This is a genomic window from Metasolibacillus sp. FSL K6-0083 (assembly GCF_038630865.1).
Lineage (GTDB): Bacteria > Bacillota > Bacilli > Bacillales_A > Planococcaceae > Metasolibacillus > Metasolibacillus fluoroglycofenilyticus.
Genome location: NZ_CP152046.1, coordinates 592,265 through 608,408 on the forward strand (window position 1 = coordinate 592,265; position 16,144 = coordinate 608,408).

The window sequence follows — 16,144 nt, forward strand, 5'->3', positions numbered from 1 at the left end:
ATATCCCTATTTTTGGAGGTGTTCGTGTTGGAAGCATATATTTCTGAAGCTATGGCTAAACAATTGGTAATTGAAATACCAATACATATCTATGAATTTGCTGTGGAAGATCAAACAAGAAAATATCAAGGTGTAGCAAATATTTATTGGTCTTGGAAAAGGGCAAATCAGTATATACCGATTGGTTTTCATCAAAGTACAATAGCTTCATTTCAACCAATCTTAGAGATGGATGGTTTTCAACCAATATCTTATCAACAAAGAACAATAGATTCATCGAATAGTTTTGAAAGAACATTACTAGAAAAATTAATAAAAGATAGCTTTTTAGTTGTGGGTCAGCAATCTCTATATTTAAAGCGTGTCGGTTCGGATTTACAAGAATGGCAGGCAAGAAAGATTGGAGATGTATTAATATATCCAGCACTCTCGATTCATGTAAATATTATAAATAATCGTGTTTGTATTGGATTCAATATGACTCATAAATTTGAATATAGTTTCACGTTACAACAAATGATTGAGCAAGGAAACACACCTAGTGAGGGAATGAAAATCATTCATAGTGATCCTACAACCAACTTTACATATGAATTCGATAGAATTGCTGATTATTCTGTAATGGATATCTGTCCATTGTTAAAAAAATCAATTTATCAATACTATGTAGATAAAGGTAAACAAGCAGTCATAAAAACACTTCACCCGAACGTTAAAGTTATTTATGCCAAAACAAAAGATCAAGCAAGTTTAAGTTATGCAGCAAGTGTATTGAAACCGCTTTGTTCCTTTGAAACAATGAAACCTCATGAAAGAAAACGTGTTATGGATGCATTAAAGCTCAAGCCTGACGAACGTATGAAAAAAATGCTTCGACAAATGATGGAAATTATAAAAAGATATCCTTATTTAGAATTTGAACATAATCCATTTTTAATAGAACATAATGATTATAAGATGATTAAACTTGAGGATCCAACTATTCATTTAGATAAAATTTACAAAAAACCATTGCATGGTTTAAAAAATGGTCGAATTTTTAAAGGTGGAACAATAAGACTATCTATATTTCTAGATGAAGATTTTAATAAGAAGCTTGGGATTACAAAAACAACTGTATATCAATTTATTAAGATAATTGAAAGTATTGCAATTCAACATGGTGTTGAATTTGACATTAATACTAAAACTCAAGAAACAAGAGGGAAGTTTACTGAAGAGTTTTTCCAACAATTTTCATGGGAAATCGGTAACTTAGAGTCGATTTTTAAAGGGACTACCGTCTTAGCATTTATTACGGAAGAACACCTTTCTAAAATGCCTATAAAAATTTATTCAGAATTCAAAAGACAGTTTGGTGGAAAATGGGATTTATCTTCGCAAGTGTTAACAGAAAAGAGTATTCAATCATTCAAAAATATTTTAAAGCAACATAAACTTGAGGATTTTAATGTACATGACAATTTAGCGTGCCAAAAAGTAGCGAATACTGTGAAAAATTCAGCGTTATCTTTCACTATATTTAACATTTTACTTGGATTATATGTAAAAAGCGGTATGCAACCATGGGTGCTTGCTGAGCGAACATATTCGGATTGTTTTATCGGCTTAGACGTAAGTCATGAGGATGGCAAAAGTGCAGCTGGAATTATGAATGTAATCGGTTGTAATGGCCATCTCATTAAACAAACTGCTATTAATGGCGTATTAGCTGGTGAAAAAATAGACAACGAAACGCTTAAAGAAATAATGGTCGATATCCTTGGATCATATAAGCAACAATTTGGAGATTTTCCAAAGCACGTTACAATTCACAGAGATGGTTTTTGGCGTGAGGATTCAAAGCTTGTCGACCAACTGCTAGGTGATAAAAACATTTCTTACGATATAGTCGAGGTCATTAAAAAGCCTAACAGAAGAATGGCCTTATTTGATTCAGTAGCAGATTATGGCAAAGGAAAGTTCCTAACAAAGCAAGGTGTTTATTATTTACGTTTAAATGAAGCATATCTTTGTGCTACTGATCCACGGGAAAATGTAGGTATGGCACAACCAATTAAAGTTGTTCAAAAAACGAATACATTATCAATTAACCAAATAATTGAGGATGTGTATCGTTTATCATTTATGCATATTCATGCACTTAATAAAATGCGTTTACCTGCGACAGTTCATTATGCAGATTTAAGCTCTACGGCATATCAACGAGGTCAAGTAAGTCCGAGATCAACGAATTTAACTCATTTACCGTTTGTTTGATGGTAGATTCATTCAATAAAATTACACTTAAATAAACATGAAGGCATATTTTTTAGAATAATTGAATTAAATTAACATATAATTCACCAAGATAGCATAAGAATAGCGCCCTTGAAAAAGGGACGCTATTTTAATTTTATAAAAATTAAAAGTGTTATTTGATACTCAGATGTAAACTATTTTCCGTAAGAACTAAATCCGACTGACTAAACTGCACCATCCTACCAACAATCGGCATATGAATCCAAGCTTCTAAAACTGGCTTCGAGCTAGCAATTTCTAAAGCATGAGCATAAATTTGAAGTTGTGGTAAGTATGACACAGCGCGGTCAACCCATAATTCTTCGCGGCCTGGGAATGTTTTATGATCAATGATTACCCAGCCATTTGGCAGCTCTATTAAATAATCAATTAAGCCAAATGCTTTTTGATTATTTAACCTTAAATGAATAGGGAATTCCTTAGAAATTTCTAATTTATCTGTATATGTTTGCTCTATAAAACGATGTAACCTATTAGAAGATTCAATTAGATCGTTAACCTTTAAAGCAGTTATATTATAGTTTTGCAAAATACTTTGTGCGAGTTGTTCACGTTTAATTTGCTGTAATGTTCCAGAATCAGCTGCTAAAAATGTATGCACCATTGTTCCCAAAACATCCATCTCAGGACTACCTATAATAGGTAAACGCGAGCCGATTGAATGAACTGGAACATTTAATGTTTCCGCTTTTAAAACATCTTCATCCTCGATTTCGATAAAGGTTGTCATGCTCGGTATAAAATTAGCAGATTTAAAATCTACTGAGTTATTAGTAATACCTACATACATAATTTGATCACTAGCAGTTACTATTTCAATAGGTTGTTCTGGTAGTTTTAGGTTACGAGTTTTAATGTTAAATGATTTACCGTTAACATTAATAAAGTCACTTGAAATAGAAGTTATGATTTCATTGTCGTTAGCGTCTTTTTGTTCTTTTAACCATGAAGCTTTTGAAAAATCACGTGTTGCTAACACTAAGTAATCTCTTGCACGAGTCATACCAACATACAACAAGCGTTGACTTTCTTCAAAGAGTTGCTTTTTACGTAAATCTAATTGAGGCGTATTTTCCACGTAAGCATCAAAACCAACACCTTTATAACTCTTTCCATATGGCCATGGCCAGTAATAAAGCGTACGCCCATTTAATGGTTTTTCAACATCAAAAGGTTGAGTACTTGTCGCAAGGATCCGATCAAAAACTGGTGGTTTACCACTACCAATGGCTGATTTATTCAATGAGTATAGTATAACAAATGGCCATTCTAGACCTTTTGAACGGTGATACGTTAATATTTTCACAGCATTTTCGTTAGTTGATTCTGCAACACGATTAAGTTCTTTATCTTTCTTAACATCTTCTAGATAAAAGAGTAGCCCATTTACTGTTGCGGCATAACCATTTGTTTCTGCACCATGTTCATACTGCTTGACGAGGGAACGAAGGTTATCAATATTAGCTAATCGCTGTTTAGCGTTCCCCCAACGCATTACCTGTTCATCTACTTTTGCCTTCACAATTGCTAAATCTAACGTTTCTGAAGGACTCATTTTATAAATGTTCTCGCGTGCCTCAGATAATTGTTTAATAATCGGATCGTTTTCAACTAACTCATCAGGGTTTTCAACTTTTAACCACTCTTCAAGCCACTCTCCATTTTGCCAAAAGTCAGATGAAAAGTGAATTATTTTTGCTAATGCTAATGTATCTCGCTTATTAATTAGATAACACAATGTAGCAATTGTATAGACAACTTCTTCAGTATCCATTAAACCACTACCACCGATAGTTGCTTGAATACCAATGTTTGCTAAAGCACTTGCTATATCGGAGCATTCATCATTTGACCGGCAAAGTATTGCAATGTCATTTGGTTTTAGTGTTCTTTCTAAGCGAGTTTCTTTATCGATTACAATGTACTCTTCTTTTTGTTGAATAACATCATAAATGCCTTGAGCAACAGATTTTGCATCTGTTTTTACATTTTTAGAATCTATAAAAGTCCAAGCCTCTATTGAGGGTTGTTGTTTGTCTAAATCTAATCGCTTAGGATTTAATTCCACAAGCTCTTTAGGTAATCCTGTTACTTCGAATACAGGTATAAATAAGGCATTTACAAATTCCACTAGGGATTTTCTTGAACGATAAGAATCGCTTAATATTTCTTTAGTAATATCATTTATACTGTTCATCGCTATTTTCATTAATTCTGGATCTGTTCCACGGAAACCGTAAATTGCTTGCTTTGTATCGCCAACCCACGTAGCTTTTTTAGCAACTTCAAGTAGTTTCATATTCAATGCAATTTGTAACGGACTTGAATCCTGAAACTCATCAACAAAGACTGCTTCTATTCGTTCCTTTAACGCAGCTATATACTCTGGGGTTTCAAGCATCTTTAATGCCAAATATTCTTGATCTGTAAAGTCGATTAAGCCGCGCAAGCTTTTTTCCTTTTCATATTGTTCAATCGCTTCAGCTGCACAATTAAATACTGCTTGAATAATTCCTTTAATATCTTTATGAAGCAGTGGATGCTGTGTATGAATACAAGCAGCATTATGAATGGGTAATACTTCTTCCTGACTTGCTTTAGCTGGTTTTAACTTGCTAGCTTTTGCCCAGTGATCCCATGTTAAATATCCGTTCCGTTCATAATAGGAAAGCATTGATCGTATAGACTCTACTACAGTCTGTGTAGTCTTTGTTGAATCTGTACCAGGCAAAGTTATACTTGCATTTTTTAACGCAACAATTAAATTACTTGTTAATTGCTCGCTATCACCAGTCGGGGATGGAAGCCATTTTTCCATTGTTTCCCACGAAAATGTTGCACAAACTTCAACATCTTTTGCCAAAAGTCCGTTTTCACGTGCAAGTTTTAATACGTCCAATACATACTTATTCCATGGATAGTCTCCACCAATTAATTGAAAGCGTTGAAGGGCTGTATAGTGCTGACGTTCGTATTTTTCAATCGTTTTATATGCAATAGAATTAAATAACAATAGCGCTTCCGAATCTTCTAAAATATTTTGTTCTGGTGATAATCCAATTTCAAGAGCAAATTCTTTAATTAATCGACCAAATACACTATTCATTGTTCCTACATATCCATCAAGTATTCTAGATGCTTCATCTGTCTTGCCCGACTTAAGAAGCTCTAATCTAATTCGTTCTATTAACTCTTCCCCAGCTTTTTTCGTGAATGTAGTTGCCATAATTTTTTCGGGAGCAACTTGCTGTATAACAGCAGAAATAATTTCTTTAGATAAACTAGTTGTTTTACCCGCACCTGCACCTGCACTAATAATTTTTAAAGAACCTGTCATAATTGATTCCTCCTAATCCCACATAGATCTTGATAATCACAAAATGAACATAATGGTTTAAATGCCGCTGCTTCATCTAATTCAATACCTGTAGCAATTGCTATCCCAGAATCTAATGAGCCTTGAATTTCACCTAAACTATGGCGTATAAGCTGTACAGTATCATTTAAAGCCACACTATCAATATGATATTGCTCCGGTATTTCAGCATCTTTAACAGAATAAATATCACCACTAGATAACATAAAATACGCAACTGGTAATACTTCGTCATCACTAGTGGACATAAGCCATTGATATAATGCTAACTGAATTGATCCATCTATTAATTTTTGTTTATAGTTAGCAGGACGACGTGACCATTTCGCATCTAAGATAACAGTTCGATTAGAGGGAGTTTTACCGATTAAATCTAAACGGCCTTCAAATTCAATCTCATCCTGCCAAATTTTCTGATGTGAACTTTCTGTTTCTGTAATCACTATTTTCGACACATCTAAGAAATTGGCGAATTGGCGCATGGATTTTTGTAAATCATTACGAACTCTACTACGCAATGATTGATTCTCAGGTAGTAACAGGGGGGCCGCCAACTTCGGGACTAACTCATCATACAGAGATCCGGTCATTTCTTGAATATCCGAATCAGTTGTAAATACCTGTGCGTCTATCAAACGTTCTAAAATGGCATGTCCTAAGTTACCTAACATGATTGATTCATTTGGTAAAGAAAGGGCATTACTCGGCTGAACTTTAGCACTATATTGAAGTGTCCATTTCAATGGACAACTTAACACCGTTTCAAAACTGGTTGCAGATTCAATTTCACGTAATTTAACCTTGTGTTCAGGTAGTTTCCATTGTTGTATTGGGCTAGGAATCTCTTTGTTAGCTAATCCAACTCTTTTAAATTCGTTCTCAATAATAGTTACTTTCTCTTGTTTATATAAAATGGATGGGTTAATAGTAATCTGATGTTCATTTTGTTCTATTTTCGATAAGGCAAAGCGGATTTCATCTAATAATGGATGAGCTTTTACATCCTCAGCGCGTACCTTTGAAGGTATAAATAATATAACTCGTTTATTTGCAAATCGGATTGCGTTATGCCAAGACTCATTTTCACGTTTTCTAATTAGTTCTGGTGAAACTAAATGGACATTATGGGATTTTAAAAAAGCACGTTCAGCATCAGTCAATTTATTTAATTGCGATGTTGTATTTTGAGTAAATTCCCACCAAAGAATATTATCAACTGCTCCCCAAATAGCGCCAGGTTGCTGCACATTCGACCAAGGTGCTAATTCCTCAATATAATCAGGTAACTTAATACCATCACCTAAAATCGAACCTAATATATTGGCTAATTGAAGTTGGTCTATTTTCTCAATATTTAAAACTCTGATACCTTCAATTAATTCCATAGCAGAAGAGTGGGCTTGAGCGAAAACTGGGTTGGGAGTATATAAATTTTTATTAAATGCCCATTTACTAATTTTTCTACAAATACTTTCAATGACTGAACATGGTATACCATCTGATGTATCGTAATACTCGTGATTTATCCAGACATCAATTTGTTCAAAGAGCTCTTGTTTTTTCTTATTTAGTTTCTTAGAATCGAAACCCTGTTCCAACCATGTTGTTTCAATTTCAGAAACAGCTTCACCAATTGCAGCGTGCCATCTATCTCCACCGATACCTGGTTCTTCTGAAATAACTCGAGCTAATTTATAGCACAGCTTTTTAGGGAGTGGGGATATAGGTAATGTAAGTAATTCCATAATTCGGTCTATACGTATAGGTTGCCAATACGTATCTAATGTAAGAGGTAGTACTTGTAAAGCAGATCGCCACTTCGAAAATTCATTTATTTCACTCGATGGCAGACCACGTCTATGAAATAATTCTGTTAATAATAAGTTATTAGTGTTATTAATTAATACTGTTTGATCGTCACCATTTACTTCTAACCAGCTTATAAGGAAATCCGCAGCATCCCATTCTTGTTCAGAACGTACAATAATAAACGAACCATCACCACTCAGATTAAAATTAAAAGTTGAATTAGCATCATATAAAGCCAATTTAATACGCTCAAGGTCATTTGTAGGCTGGTCAGAAACTACTGGTAGTTGTAATTCAATCTGTTCGAACTGTATACCAATTTGTTTTAATATCAAAACGAGTTCTTTCTCCCAGTTCTCCCAAATTGAATCGTCCTCATCTACAAGACTTATTTTCTTTATATTGAGTGGTAAATATTTTTGGTTTAATAATTCAAATAATATACGTACTCGATCTGAGAAACCTTTGCTATGATGGTGATTTGAAAGTTCGATTTCTGCAATTGATTCAATCCATTTTCCACCACCTATATGAATATTTGGGTTCCATCCAGCTAAGACTAATTCGTCACGTTTCTTTTTCAGTTCTCGTGCTGTATTCCACGAATCAGTTTTAAAAGAACGAGAATAAGGTTTATTACCATCATCAAGTTTAGCTATAGTTGTCTGCCATTCAGCTATACGGACACTTTCGGATATAGTAGGATTCGATTGTCCAAGTTGAACTTCTAAAATGTTAATAAGACCACGAAACCCTGTAATTACTTTACCAATACTAGCCGTACAACTTGTAAATTCATCCGGGTAGGCCTTAGAGTCAAGCCAATGCCCTAAAATAATCTCCATGCTAACATCCCTCCAAACATTTAGTTAAATATAATTTTACAATTATTTAGTAATTTTAGGAATGATAAATTTCAATTAATGAGAGTATAAAATATTTTGTGTAAATGAAAAATTCCATGTAAAAAGGAAGACCTTTTCTTGGTAGAATTAAGTCACCACAACCAATCCTAGAAAAGAGGTCTTCCCTATGAATCAGTTTACAACAGAAATTATCGATGCACTAGTAAAAAAACAAGATATTACCGAGGTTTTTCGTTCGCACTTGGAAATGGCGATCAACTCGCTACTTGTGACAGAGTTAACGGAATTTCTAGATTATGAAAAATATGACCGTATGGGCTTTAATTCAGGCAACTCACGCAATGGGTCTTATTCGCGTACGCTTCACACAGAGTACGGCGATTTAGCCATTCAAATTCCACGTGATCGCAATGGTGAGTTCAAACAACAGACCGTGGCTCCGTATAAGCGTTCGAATGATACGCTTGAAGATACGGTGATTCACCTGTTTAAAAAAGGCATTACGATGGCTGAAATTGCCCAGTTAATCGAAAAAATGTATGGCCATCACTATACGCCTCAAACGATTTCGAATATGACAAAAGCGGTTTCAGAAACAGTCGATGCATTTAACAACCGTTCGTTGCATAATCGTTACGTATGCGTGTATTTAGATGCGACGTATATTGCCGTACGTCGTGATACGGTGTCTAAAGAAGCCGTCTATATCGCTGTTGGTATTCGCGAAGACGGCTCTAAAGAGGTACTCGCTTACACGATTGCCCCAACCGAGTCTGCTTACAACTGGCAAGAGCTACTAGAAGAGCTGAAAGACCGTGGTGTAGAAGACGTCTTATTATTCGTATCAGACGGCTTAAAAGGCATGGCTGACGCTGTTTTCAATGTGTTTCCAAAGGCAAAATATCAAGTCTGTTTAGTTCATGTCGGTCGCAATATCATGCATAAAGTACGCGTAGAGGATCGCAAGGAAGTCTGCGAAGATTTTAAAACGATTCACCAGGCCAAGGACGCCGAAGCAGCTGCGCTAGCACTTGGGCAGTTCTGCGAGAAATGGAGCAAATCGTATAAAAAAGTTACACAGAGCTTACTTGATAATCCGTATTTACTCACGTTTTATCAGTTTCCAAAAGCAATTTGGCGAAGCATCTACTCGACCAATTTAATTGAGTCGTTCAATAAGCAAATCAAAAAATATACAAAGCGCAAGGAACAGTTCCCGAATGAAGAATCACTGGAACGCTTTTTAGTGACGCAGTTCGAGGACTACAATCAACGTTTCGCCACACGCTGCCACATCGGCTTTAATCAGGCCCGTGCCAAGCTAGAAGAAATGTTTGAACAGCTGCATGAACCGACAAACTAACCGGGACGTGCCAGCGCGAAATTTGGGTGTCTAGGAAAGGGCTAGCCCTTTCCTAGACACCCAAATCCAAACTTCGAACAAATCTATTTGAATACGAAGGTGATCATCTACCTTGAGAAGTTGAAAAGTCATTTACACAATAATATTGACAGTACCATAAAAAGTAAAATTATGTTTAATAGTTTATAGAATTTATTTAGTTTTCCTTTAGTTACTTTTATTTAACATAAATAAAGTAAAGAAAATCTTCTTATTTTGGGAATGAAAGCAGACTAAAACAAGATTTCTATTAATAATCGCTTAAATTTACATACAATCATAGACATCTAGTTGCAGCTGAATGTTGAAATAAATCTTCAATTAATACAAATCATAAAAATTGATTATTTTCTCTAGATGTAGGTTACTATTGTTTCGGCATCATATAATTTAATGATCCATTCGCGATATTATATTAGCAGCTTCATATATACACGAACTATATATGATCCGCCGAATCGACAACAGTTAATTCTTAAAAGGCCCAAAATTATGTTGGTCTTACATACGAGAGCAATTAAATATTCGCGGCTATAAAATCTCAAATAATTTATACCTGACAATTCTATATTCCATAGAAAATACAGCATATAGATTAAGACCATTTTTAAAAATTTTTCTTTAAAATCTGAAAACCTCACTATTATATTCCTTGAAAATCGTTCCCTATTGTCCCTATCTGACGGACAAGTAGGGCTAATCTTCCTAAAACCTTTAAATAGCAGTGTTTTTAAATGCATCATTCCCCTCAAAAATGCTGACTTATAAACTAAAAACACTTTGTATTTAAACCACAAAAATTTTTTACAATAGGGAACAAATTATGCTGTATTAGAAAATAAGGACGTTTTAAAACACCTAGAAACTAAGGGAAATGGATAGTCTACACTTAACTAAACAACTTCCATAAGGGGTATACTAAAAATATGAGAACCCTTAGGAGCGTGTACCTTATGAAAAGAGAACGTCGAACTTATACCCCTGAATTCAAACTACAACTGGTTAAACTTTATGAAAATGGGAAATCTCGTGCAGATATTACCAGAGACTATGACATTACACCATCTGCTTTGGATCGCTGGATTAAAAATCAGAAAGAAACAGGTTCATTTAAAGCCGAAGACAATCGCTCTGCAGAAGAAAACGAGCTACTTCAATTACGTAAAGAAATGAGGCAGTTGCGTATGGAGAACGATATTTTAAAGCAAGCAGCGCTGATCATGGGACGAAAATAGAGGTCATTCAACAAGACGCAGACCGCTATTCGGATAATTGTTTTAATAACGCTCAAATTCGCCCAGGAGCTGACTATCAAATTTCCTATACAATTAATAATTCATCTTCAAAAAATGCAACAGATGACCTCCTACGCGTTTATAAATGTTTGTTGCGACGTTTGCGTAAAGAATGCAAACGAAAGTGTTTTAAAAAACACTTTAAAATGGGGATGATTACAAAATTATGCTCGAAATGCTGCGCTTACATTAAATTGAGGATGGAACTAGAACAATTAACTACAGATTGGGATTTTTATTACCGGCGTAAAGACATTGCGTTAGTTCCATCTCTTGATATTTTCTCAACTTCGAAAATAAAATGAAATTTAAAAAGCAATTTAAATTTTGTATTGCTATTAATGCAGCAACACAAAAAGAGTTGCAGTTTATTGTATATACAATGGTATAAGCCTTTTAAAATAAACAATTTACTTTTTATATCAAACATTCTGTTAATTTCATTACTTATTTTTACTAATAAGGTAAAATGAAAAGTGAATATTTTATATTAATAGATACCATGCGTTATAAATATTTCTAACGCACATATTTTAAATTTTATCATAAGATTGTGAGGTTAAATTTATGATGGATCTGGATTTTACTCGTATAAGATCTTTTGATGGTAGTAAAGATGGCGGGTTTGAAGAATTAGTTTGTCAATTAGCCCATTTAAATAAACCTGATCAGGGTAAGAATTTTATTAGAAAAGATGGGGCTGGCGGAGATGGTGGAGTTGAATGTTATTGGATCTTTGAAGATGGTTCAGAGCATGCTTGGCAAGCTAAATATTTTACTGACAGGCTCGAAGGTAGTCAATGGAGCCAAATAGATGCTTCAGTTAGAACAGCGATTGATAAACATCCTAGATTAACTAAATATTATGTAAGTGTGCCGAAGGATTTAAATGATAGTCGAAAATCGGGTCGTGGTGGGAAACAAGTTATATCTTCCTTAAATAAATGGAACCAATATGTCCAAAGTTGGACGGAAATAGCCAAAGATAAGGGAATGGACGTTGAGTTTGAATATTGGGGTCGCCACGAATTAAGTATGATGCTACAAAGAGACGAAAGTAATTATATTGGTAGAACATTATACTGGTTTAATGAGCCGGTATTGAGTATCGGAACTTTTGCGGAATTAGCTAATAAATCGAAAATTTCTTTAGGGGAGCGATTTTCAGAGAAATATCATATTGATTTACCTATACAGAAAAAGATAGAGGGACTAGGTATATCTCCTGAATGGAAAGAAGCAATTAATAATCAAAAAAAGATTGTATTCGATTTGCTACAAAGGATAGACAAGTTAGATTGCTTTGAAAATAAAAATTTGAATAAAGGACCAAACTGGACTGTATTCAAAGAGAATGCAATTAAATTTAAAGAAACTTATTTAGAAATTTTATTTACTAAGTACGATGACCTTGAATTTACAAATCTCAGGGTAGATTTTAAAGGTTTAAGAGGCTTAGCTGCTAAATTCAATAGTTTTATTTGGGATAATATTGATGATAAGAATGAACGATGGAAAGACATTAGATATCAATTTAGAGGAATTATTGAGGCACTAGATAATATTGAGGAATTTATATTTAGTATTGCTACGGAAGCGTATGAAATAAAAAGTGTAGTCATATTAGGAGAGGCTGGAATAGGAAAATCACATTTATTATGTGATATAGCACAAAAGCGTATAGCTGAGGATTTACCTACTGTCTTTCTATTAGGGCAAAGGTATTTTGGAGGTAATCCACTTAATTTTATAGCTGAAGAACTTGATTTGAGAGGCGTAAGTTTTAAACAGTTATTAGGGGCTTTGGATGCGGCTGGAGAGGCAAAGAAAACTAGAACATTAATTATTATTGATGCCTTAAATGAAGGTAATAATCGTTTTGATTGGCAAGATCAACTAATGTCATTTATAGCTGAATTAAAAAATTATCCTCATATCGCATTACTTATAAGCTGTAGATTAACTTATAAGGATTTCATATTGCCTGAAGAAATTAATGGGAACATAGTGGAGATTTTTCATGCAGGTTTTAAAGGATATGAACACCGGGCAGCTATGAAGTATTTGTCAAAACAAGGGATAGACAAGCCTTCTGTACCATTATTATCTCCGGAATTTAGTAATCCGTTGTTTTTAAAAACATGTTGTAAAGCAATAAAATCAAAAAGATTGACTTCTTTCCCTAAAGGTCTTGAAGGCCAGACTGCAATCTTTAATTTTTATTTGGAAAGTATTGAAAATGTTATTAAACGTAGAAAAAAATATATTGGGAATAGAAATGTTTCTAATAGAATTTTATCTAAATTGATTGAACTAATATATCCTGATAATTTGTTTGGTGTTGAAATAAATTTAGCAACGGACATTATTAGAGAAGTGGATCCTAAACCTAATTTTGACGATGACTTAATCGATATACTTATTTCAGAAGGTTTACTAGCATTAGATATGATTACTGATGATAATGGAAATGCAATTGAAGTTGTTAGGTTTACATATGAAAGATTCAGTGATTATTTCATTGCAGAAAACATTATTAATAATCTGAACGCAGAAAATCTTGAAGTGGAGTTTGGAACTAATGGGAAATTAGAAGGAATAATAAAGAATCCATATAAGTATTCAGGCATTATTGAAGCACTAGGCATAGTTTTCCCAGAAAAATTCAACTTAGAATTTATTGATTTTGTATCTGAAGATAGTACACATTATAATTCGATTTTTGATAAATCCTTCACGAAAGTTCTTTTATTACGTAGCAAAGATTCGATTAATGATAGAACGGTTGCATTACTAAATAAAATTTCTAATTATGGTTTTTTTAATGAGTCTCTAGATAAGGTATTAGCTTTTTCTACAGAGCCTAATCATCCATTAAATGCTTTATTTTTACATGAAAATTTACAAAGAAGAAATTTGGTGGAAAGGGACCGTTTTTGGTCAACTCATATAGCTGTAAGCGATTATGAGGAAGATGACGAGCAATCTGAAACGGTAACTCGAACTTTAATTGATTGGACATTGTATGCGGATTTAAGTGATGTAGAAGACGAGCGTATAAGATTATTGAGTTACGCACTTTTATGGATGACAACGACTTCAAATAGAAGAGTAAGGGATCAAGCTACTAAATCATTAGTTCGAATTTTAAGTTATCATCCGTATGTCATTAAAGAATTATTAACTGAATTTAATGATATAGATGATTTATATTTAAAAGAAAGATTGTATGCAGCTAGTTATGGTGTAGTCTGCAATATTAACGATTTAGATGAAGTAAGAGAAATTGCAGAGAAGGTTTATGAGTTGCAATTTGCAAAGAAGAAGCCAGAATCACATCTCCTTTTAAGGGATTATGCTCGTGGGATAATGGAATACGCCTTGTATAAAAATTTAATCGCTGAAGAAATGAGCAGTAATTTTAGACCTCCATATATAAGTGAATGGCCAATTGAAAATCCTACTAAATCGGACATTAAAGCTTTAGATGAAGATGAGTATTCTTCGATTAAAAGTTCTCTTATGGGATTCCCAGGTGATTTTGGTAACTATACTATGTCCTGCGTACATGACTGGTCAGCAACATCGCTTACGGAAAGTCATCCTAAAACAGCATATGAATTACACTTAGAATTCGCTGAGAAAGTGCCAAGTGACCTAAGGGAAGAGTACTTAAAAGAAATTAACCAAAGAATTGAATCATACGGTAAACCTATGACAGTTAATATTATAGATGATATTTTAAATGATTCAGAGTATGACCTTGATGACCTTGAAGAGTTATTTAAAGAGGCTGATGAAATGCCTTGGGAAATTTCAATTGTTACTAAAAATATTGATAGTCCAAGTGATAATTGGGATTCTTTAAAGCAACGTATCAATACATCTTTATCAGACGAGGACAAAGAATATTTTAGATGGTTAACAGGTTTAGGAGTTAATAATAGAGTTGCAATTTTTAGTAGGAAATGGGCGCAACGATGGGTATGTAAGAGAGCATATGAATTGGGCTGGACTTCAAAAATGTTTGGTGAGTTTGAAAGAAGACATAGTAATACTTACGGTAGAGAAGGTTCAAAAATTGAACGAATTGGTAAGAAATATCAATGGATTGCATTTTATGAACTTTTAGCTAGAATGGCAGATAATTTATATTGGGCCAACAAATATGAAGATGAAACAGAATATAAAGGTCCATGGCAGCTTTGGAAACGTGACATTGATCCTACTATATGGCTGAGAGCTACTAATGATTCAAACTGGGATGAGTTTGGAAAGGTTTGGTGGTCACCGTATACACCGAGTTTTAGTGTCAATGAATCGGAGAATTGGGTGTTCGATGAAGAGACGATTCCTGATTTCAAGAATTTATTAATAGTAGCTGATAGTAAAGGTGAAAAGTGGCATAACTTGAGAGGCTTTAGAAAATGGACGAATAAAACACTTGATGGTAAATCTAAAGAAGAGTTGTGGTATAGAATCAATACATGCATTGTACCAAAAGCTGATGTAAATATTGTACTTGAAAAAATGAAAGATAAAGCTTTATTTGACCCTTCTACTTTTGCACCACGAGGTTCCTCACATCAAGGTTTTTTACGAGAATATCCATGGCATTCTTACTATAAAGATTTCGATATTTGGCGTAATGATGAGGATTCTCGAACTTTAAATATTCAACATTTAGTACCAGTTAACGAATATGAATGGGAAACAGGTGAAAGAGATAAATCCATTGACCAATATATTTCTCTCTATTTACCTAATCAACAATTAATTAAAGACTTAAATTTAAATTGGTCATTAGGGAATTTTAGTACATGGGAGAATTCCGACGGCAAAATAATCTTTATGGACCCAAGTGAATTAGAAAATGGTCCATCGGCAGCATTGATTGAGTCAGTGCAATTTGAACAATGGTTGGGGGAAAATGACTTACAAGTGATTTGGTTTATAGGTGGAGAGAAGCAAATTTTTAATGATAAAGGTTATGTTTCAAAAAGATTGGAATTTAATTATATATTGACGTTTGAAGAAAGAAGTGTAAAAAAAGTAACGTGGTTAGCTCCTTATACATTTAATCTGGAGAATTAAA

Annotated in this window: 6 protein-coding genes; 4 read left to right on the top strand and 2 right to left on the bottom strand. The window is 33.9% G+C overall.

The window, feature by feature from the left end:
- The first annotated feature begins 27 nt into the window (after positions 1-27).
- Entirely contained in the window at positions 28-2,259 is a 2,232-nt protein-coding gene (locus MHB51_RS02745) for a Piwi domain-containing protein (RefSeq protein ID WP_342558927.1), read from the top strand.
- Between the two features lie 154 nt (positions 2,260-2,413).
- Here the strand turns inward: MHB51_RS02745 and MHB51_RS02750 are convergent, their stop codons facing one another.
- The gene (locus MHB51_RS02750) at positions 2,414-5,638 is read right to left on the bottom strand and encodes a UvrD-helicase domain-containing protein (RefSeq protein WP_342558928.1); all 3,225 of its coding nucleotides are present in this window, start codon (positions 5,636-5,638) and stop codon (positions 2,414-2,416) included.
- Positions 5,635-8,331, bottom strand: a complete 2,697-nt coding sequence (locus MHB51_RS02755; protein WP_342558929.1) for a PD-(D/E)XK nuclease family protein — start codon at positions 8,329-8,331, stop codon at positions 5,635-5,637. Before MHB51_RS02755 ends, MHB51_RS02750 begins: the two co-directional genes overlap by 4 nt.
- A gap of 187 nt (positions 8,332-8,518) precedes the next feature.
- On the opposite strand from MHB51_RS02755, the gene MHB51_RS02760 reads away from it, so the two are divergent.
- From MHB51_RS02760 to MHB51_RS02770, 3 genes are all read left to right on the top strand, one after another.
- A complete protein-coding gene (locus MHB51_RS02760) occupies positions 8,519-9,715 on the top strand; it encodes an IS256 family transposase (protein WP_342558243.1) in 1,197 nt (398 codons plus the stop codon).
- Between the two features lie 992 nt (positions 9,716-10,707).
- A complete protein-coding gene (locus tag MHB51_RS02765) occupies positions 10,708-10,989 on the top strand; it encodes a transposase (RefSeq protein ID WP_342558930.1) in 282 nt (93 codons plus the stop codon).
- 627 nt (positions 10,990-11,616) lie between these two features.
- A complete protein-coding gene (locus tag MHB51_RS02770; protein WP_342558931.1) occupies positions 11,617-16,143 on the top strand; it encodes a hypothetical protein in 4,527 nt (1,508 codons plus the stop codon).
- The last annotated feature ends 1 nt before the right edge of the window (position 16,144 follow it).

What these genes read in the sequence shown, in the direction of transcription:
- MHB51_RS02750 (WP_342558928.1), bottom strand. Translation starts at nt 5,638, where the DNA reads ATGACAGGTTCTTTAAAAATTATTAGTGCAGGTGCAGGTGCGGGTAAA.
- MHB51_RS02755 (WP_342558929.1), bottom strand. Translation starts at nt 8,331, where the DNA reads ATGGAGATTATTTTAGGGCATTGGCTTGACTCTAAGGCCTACCCGGAT.
- MHB51_RS02760 (WP_342558243.1), top strand. Translation starts at nt 8,519, where the DNA reads ATGAATCAGTTTACAACAGAAATTATCGATGCACTAGTAAAAAAACAA.
- MHB51_RS02765 (WP_342558930.1), top strand. Translation starts at nt 10,708, where the DNA reads ATGAAAAGAGAACGTCGAACTTATACCCCTGAATTCAAACTACAACTG.
- MHB51_RS02770 (WP_342558931.1), top strand. Translation starts at nt 11,617, where the DNA reads ATGATGGATCTGGATTTTACTCGTATAAGATCTTTTGATGGTAGTAAA.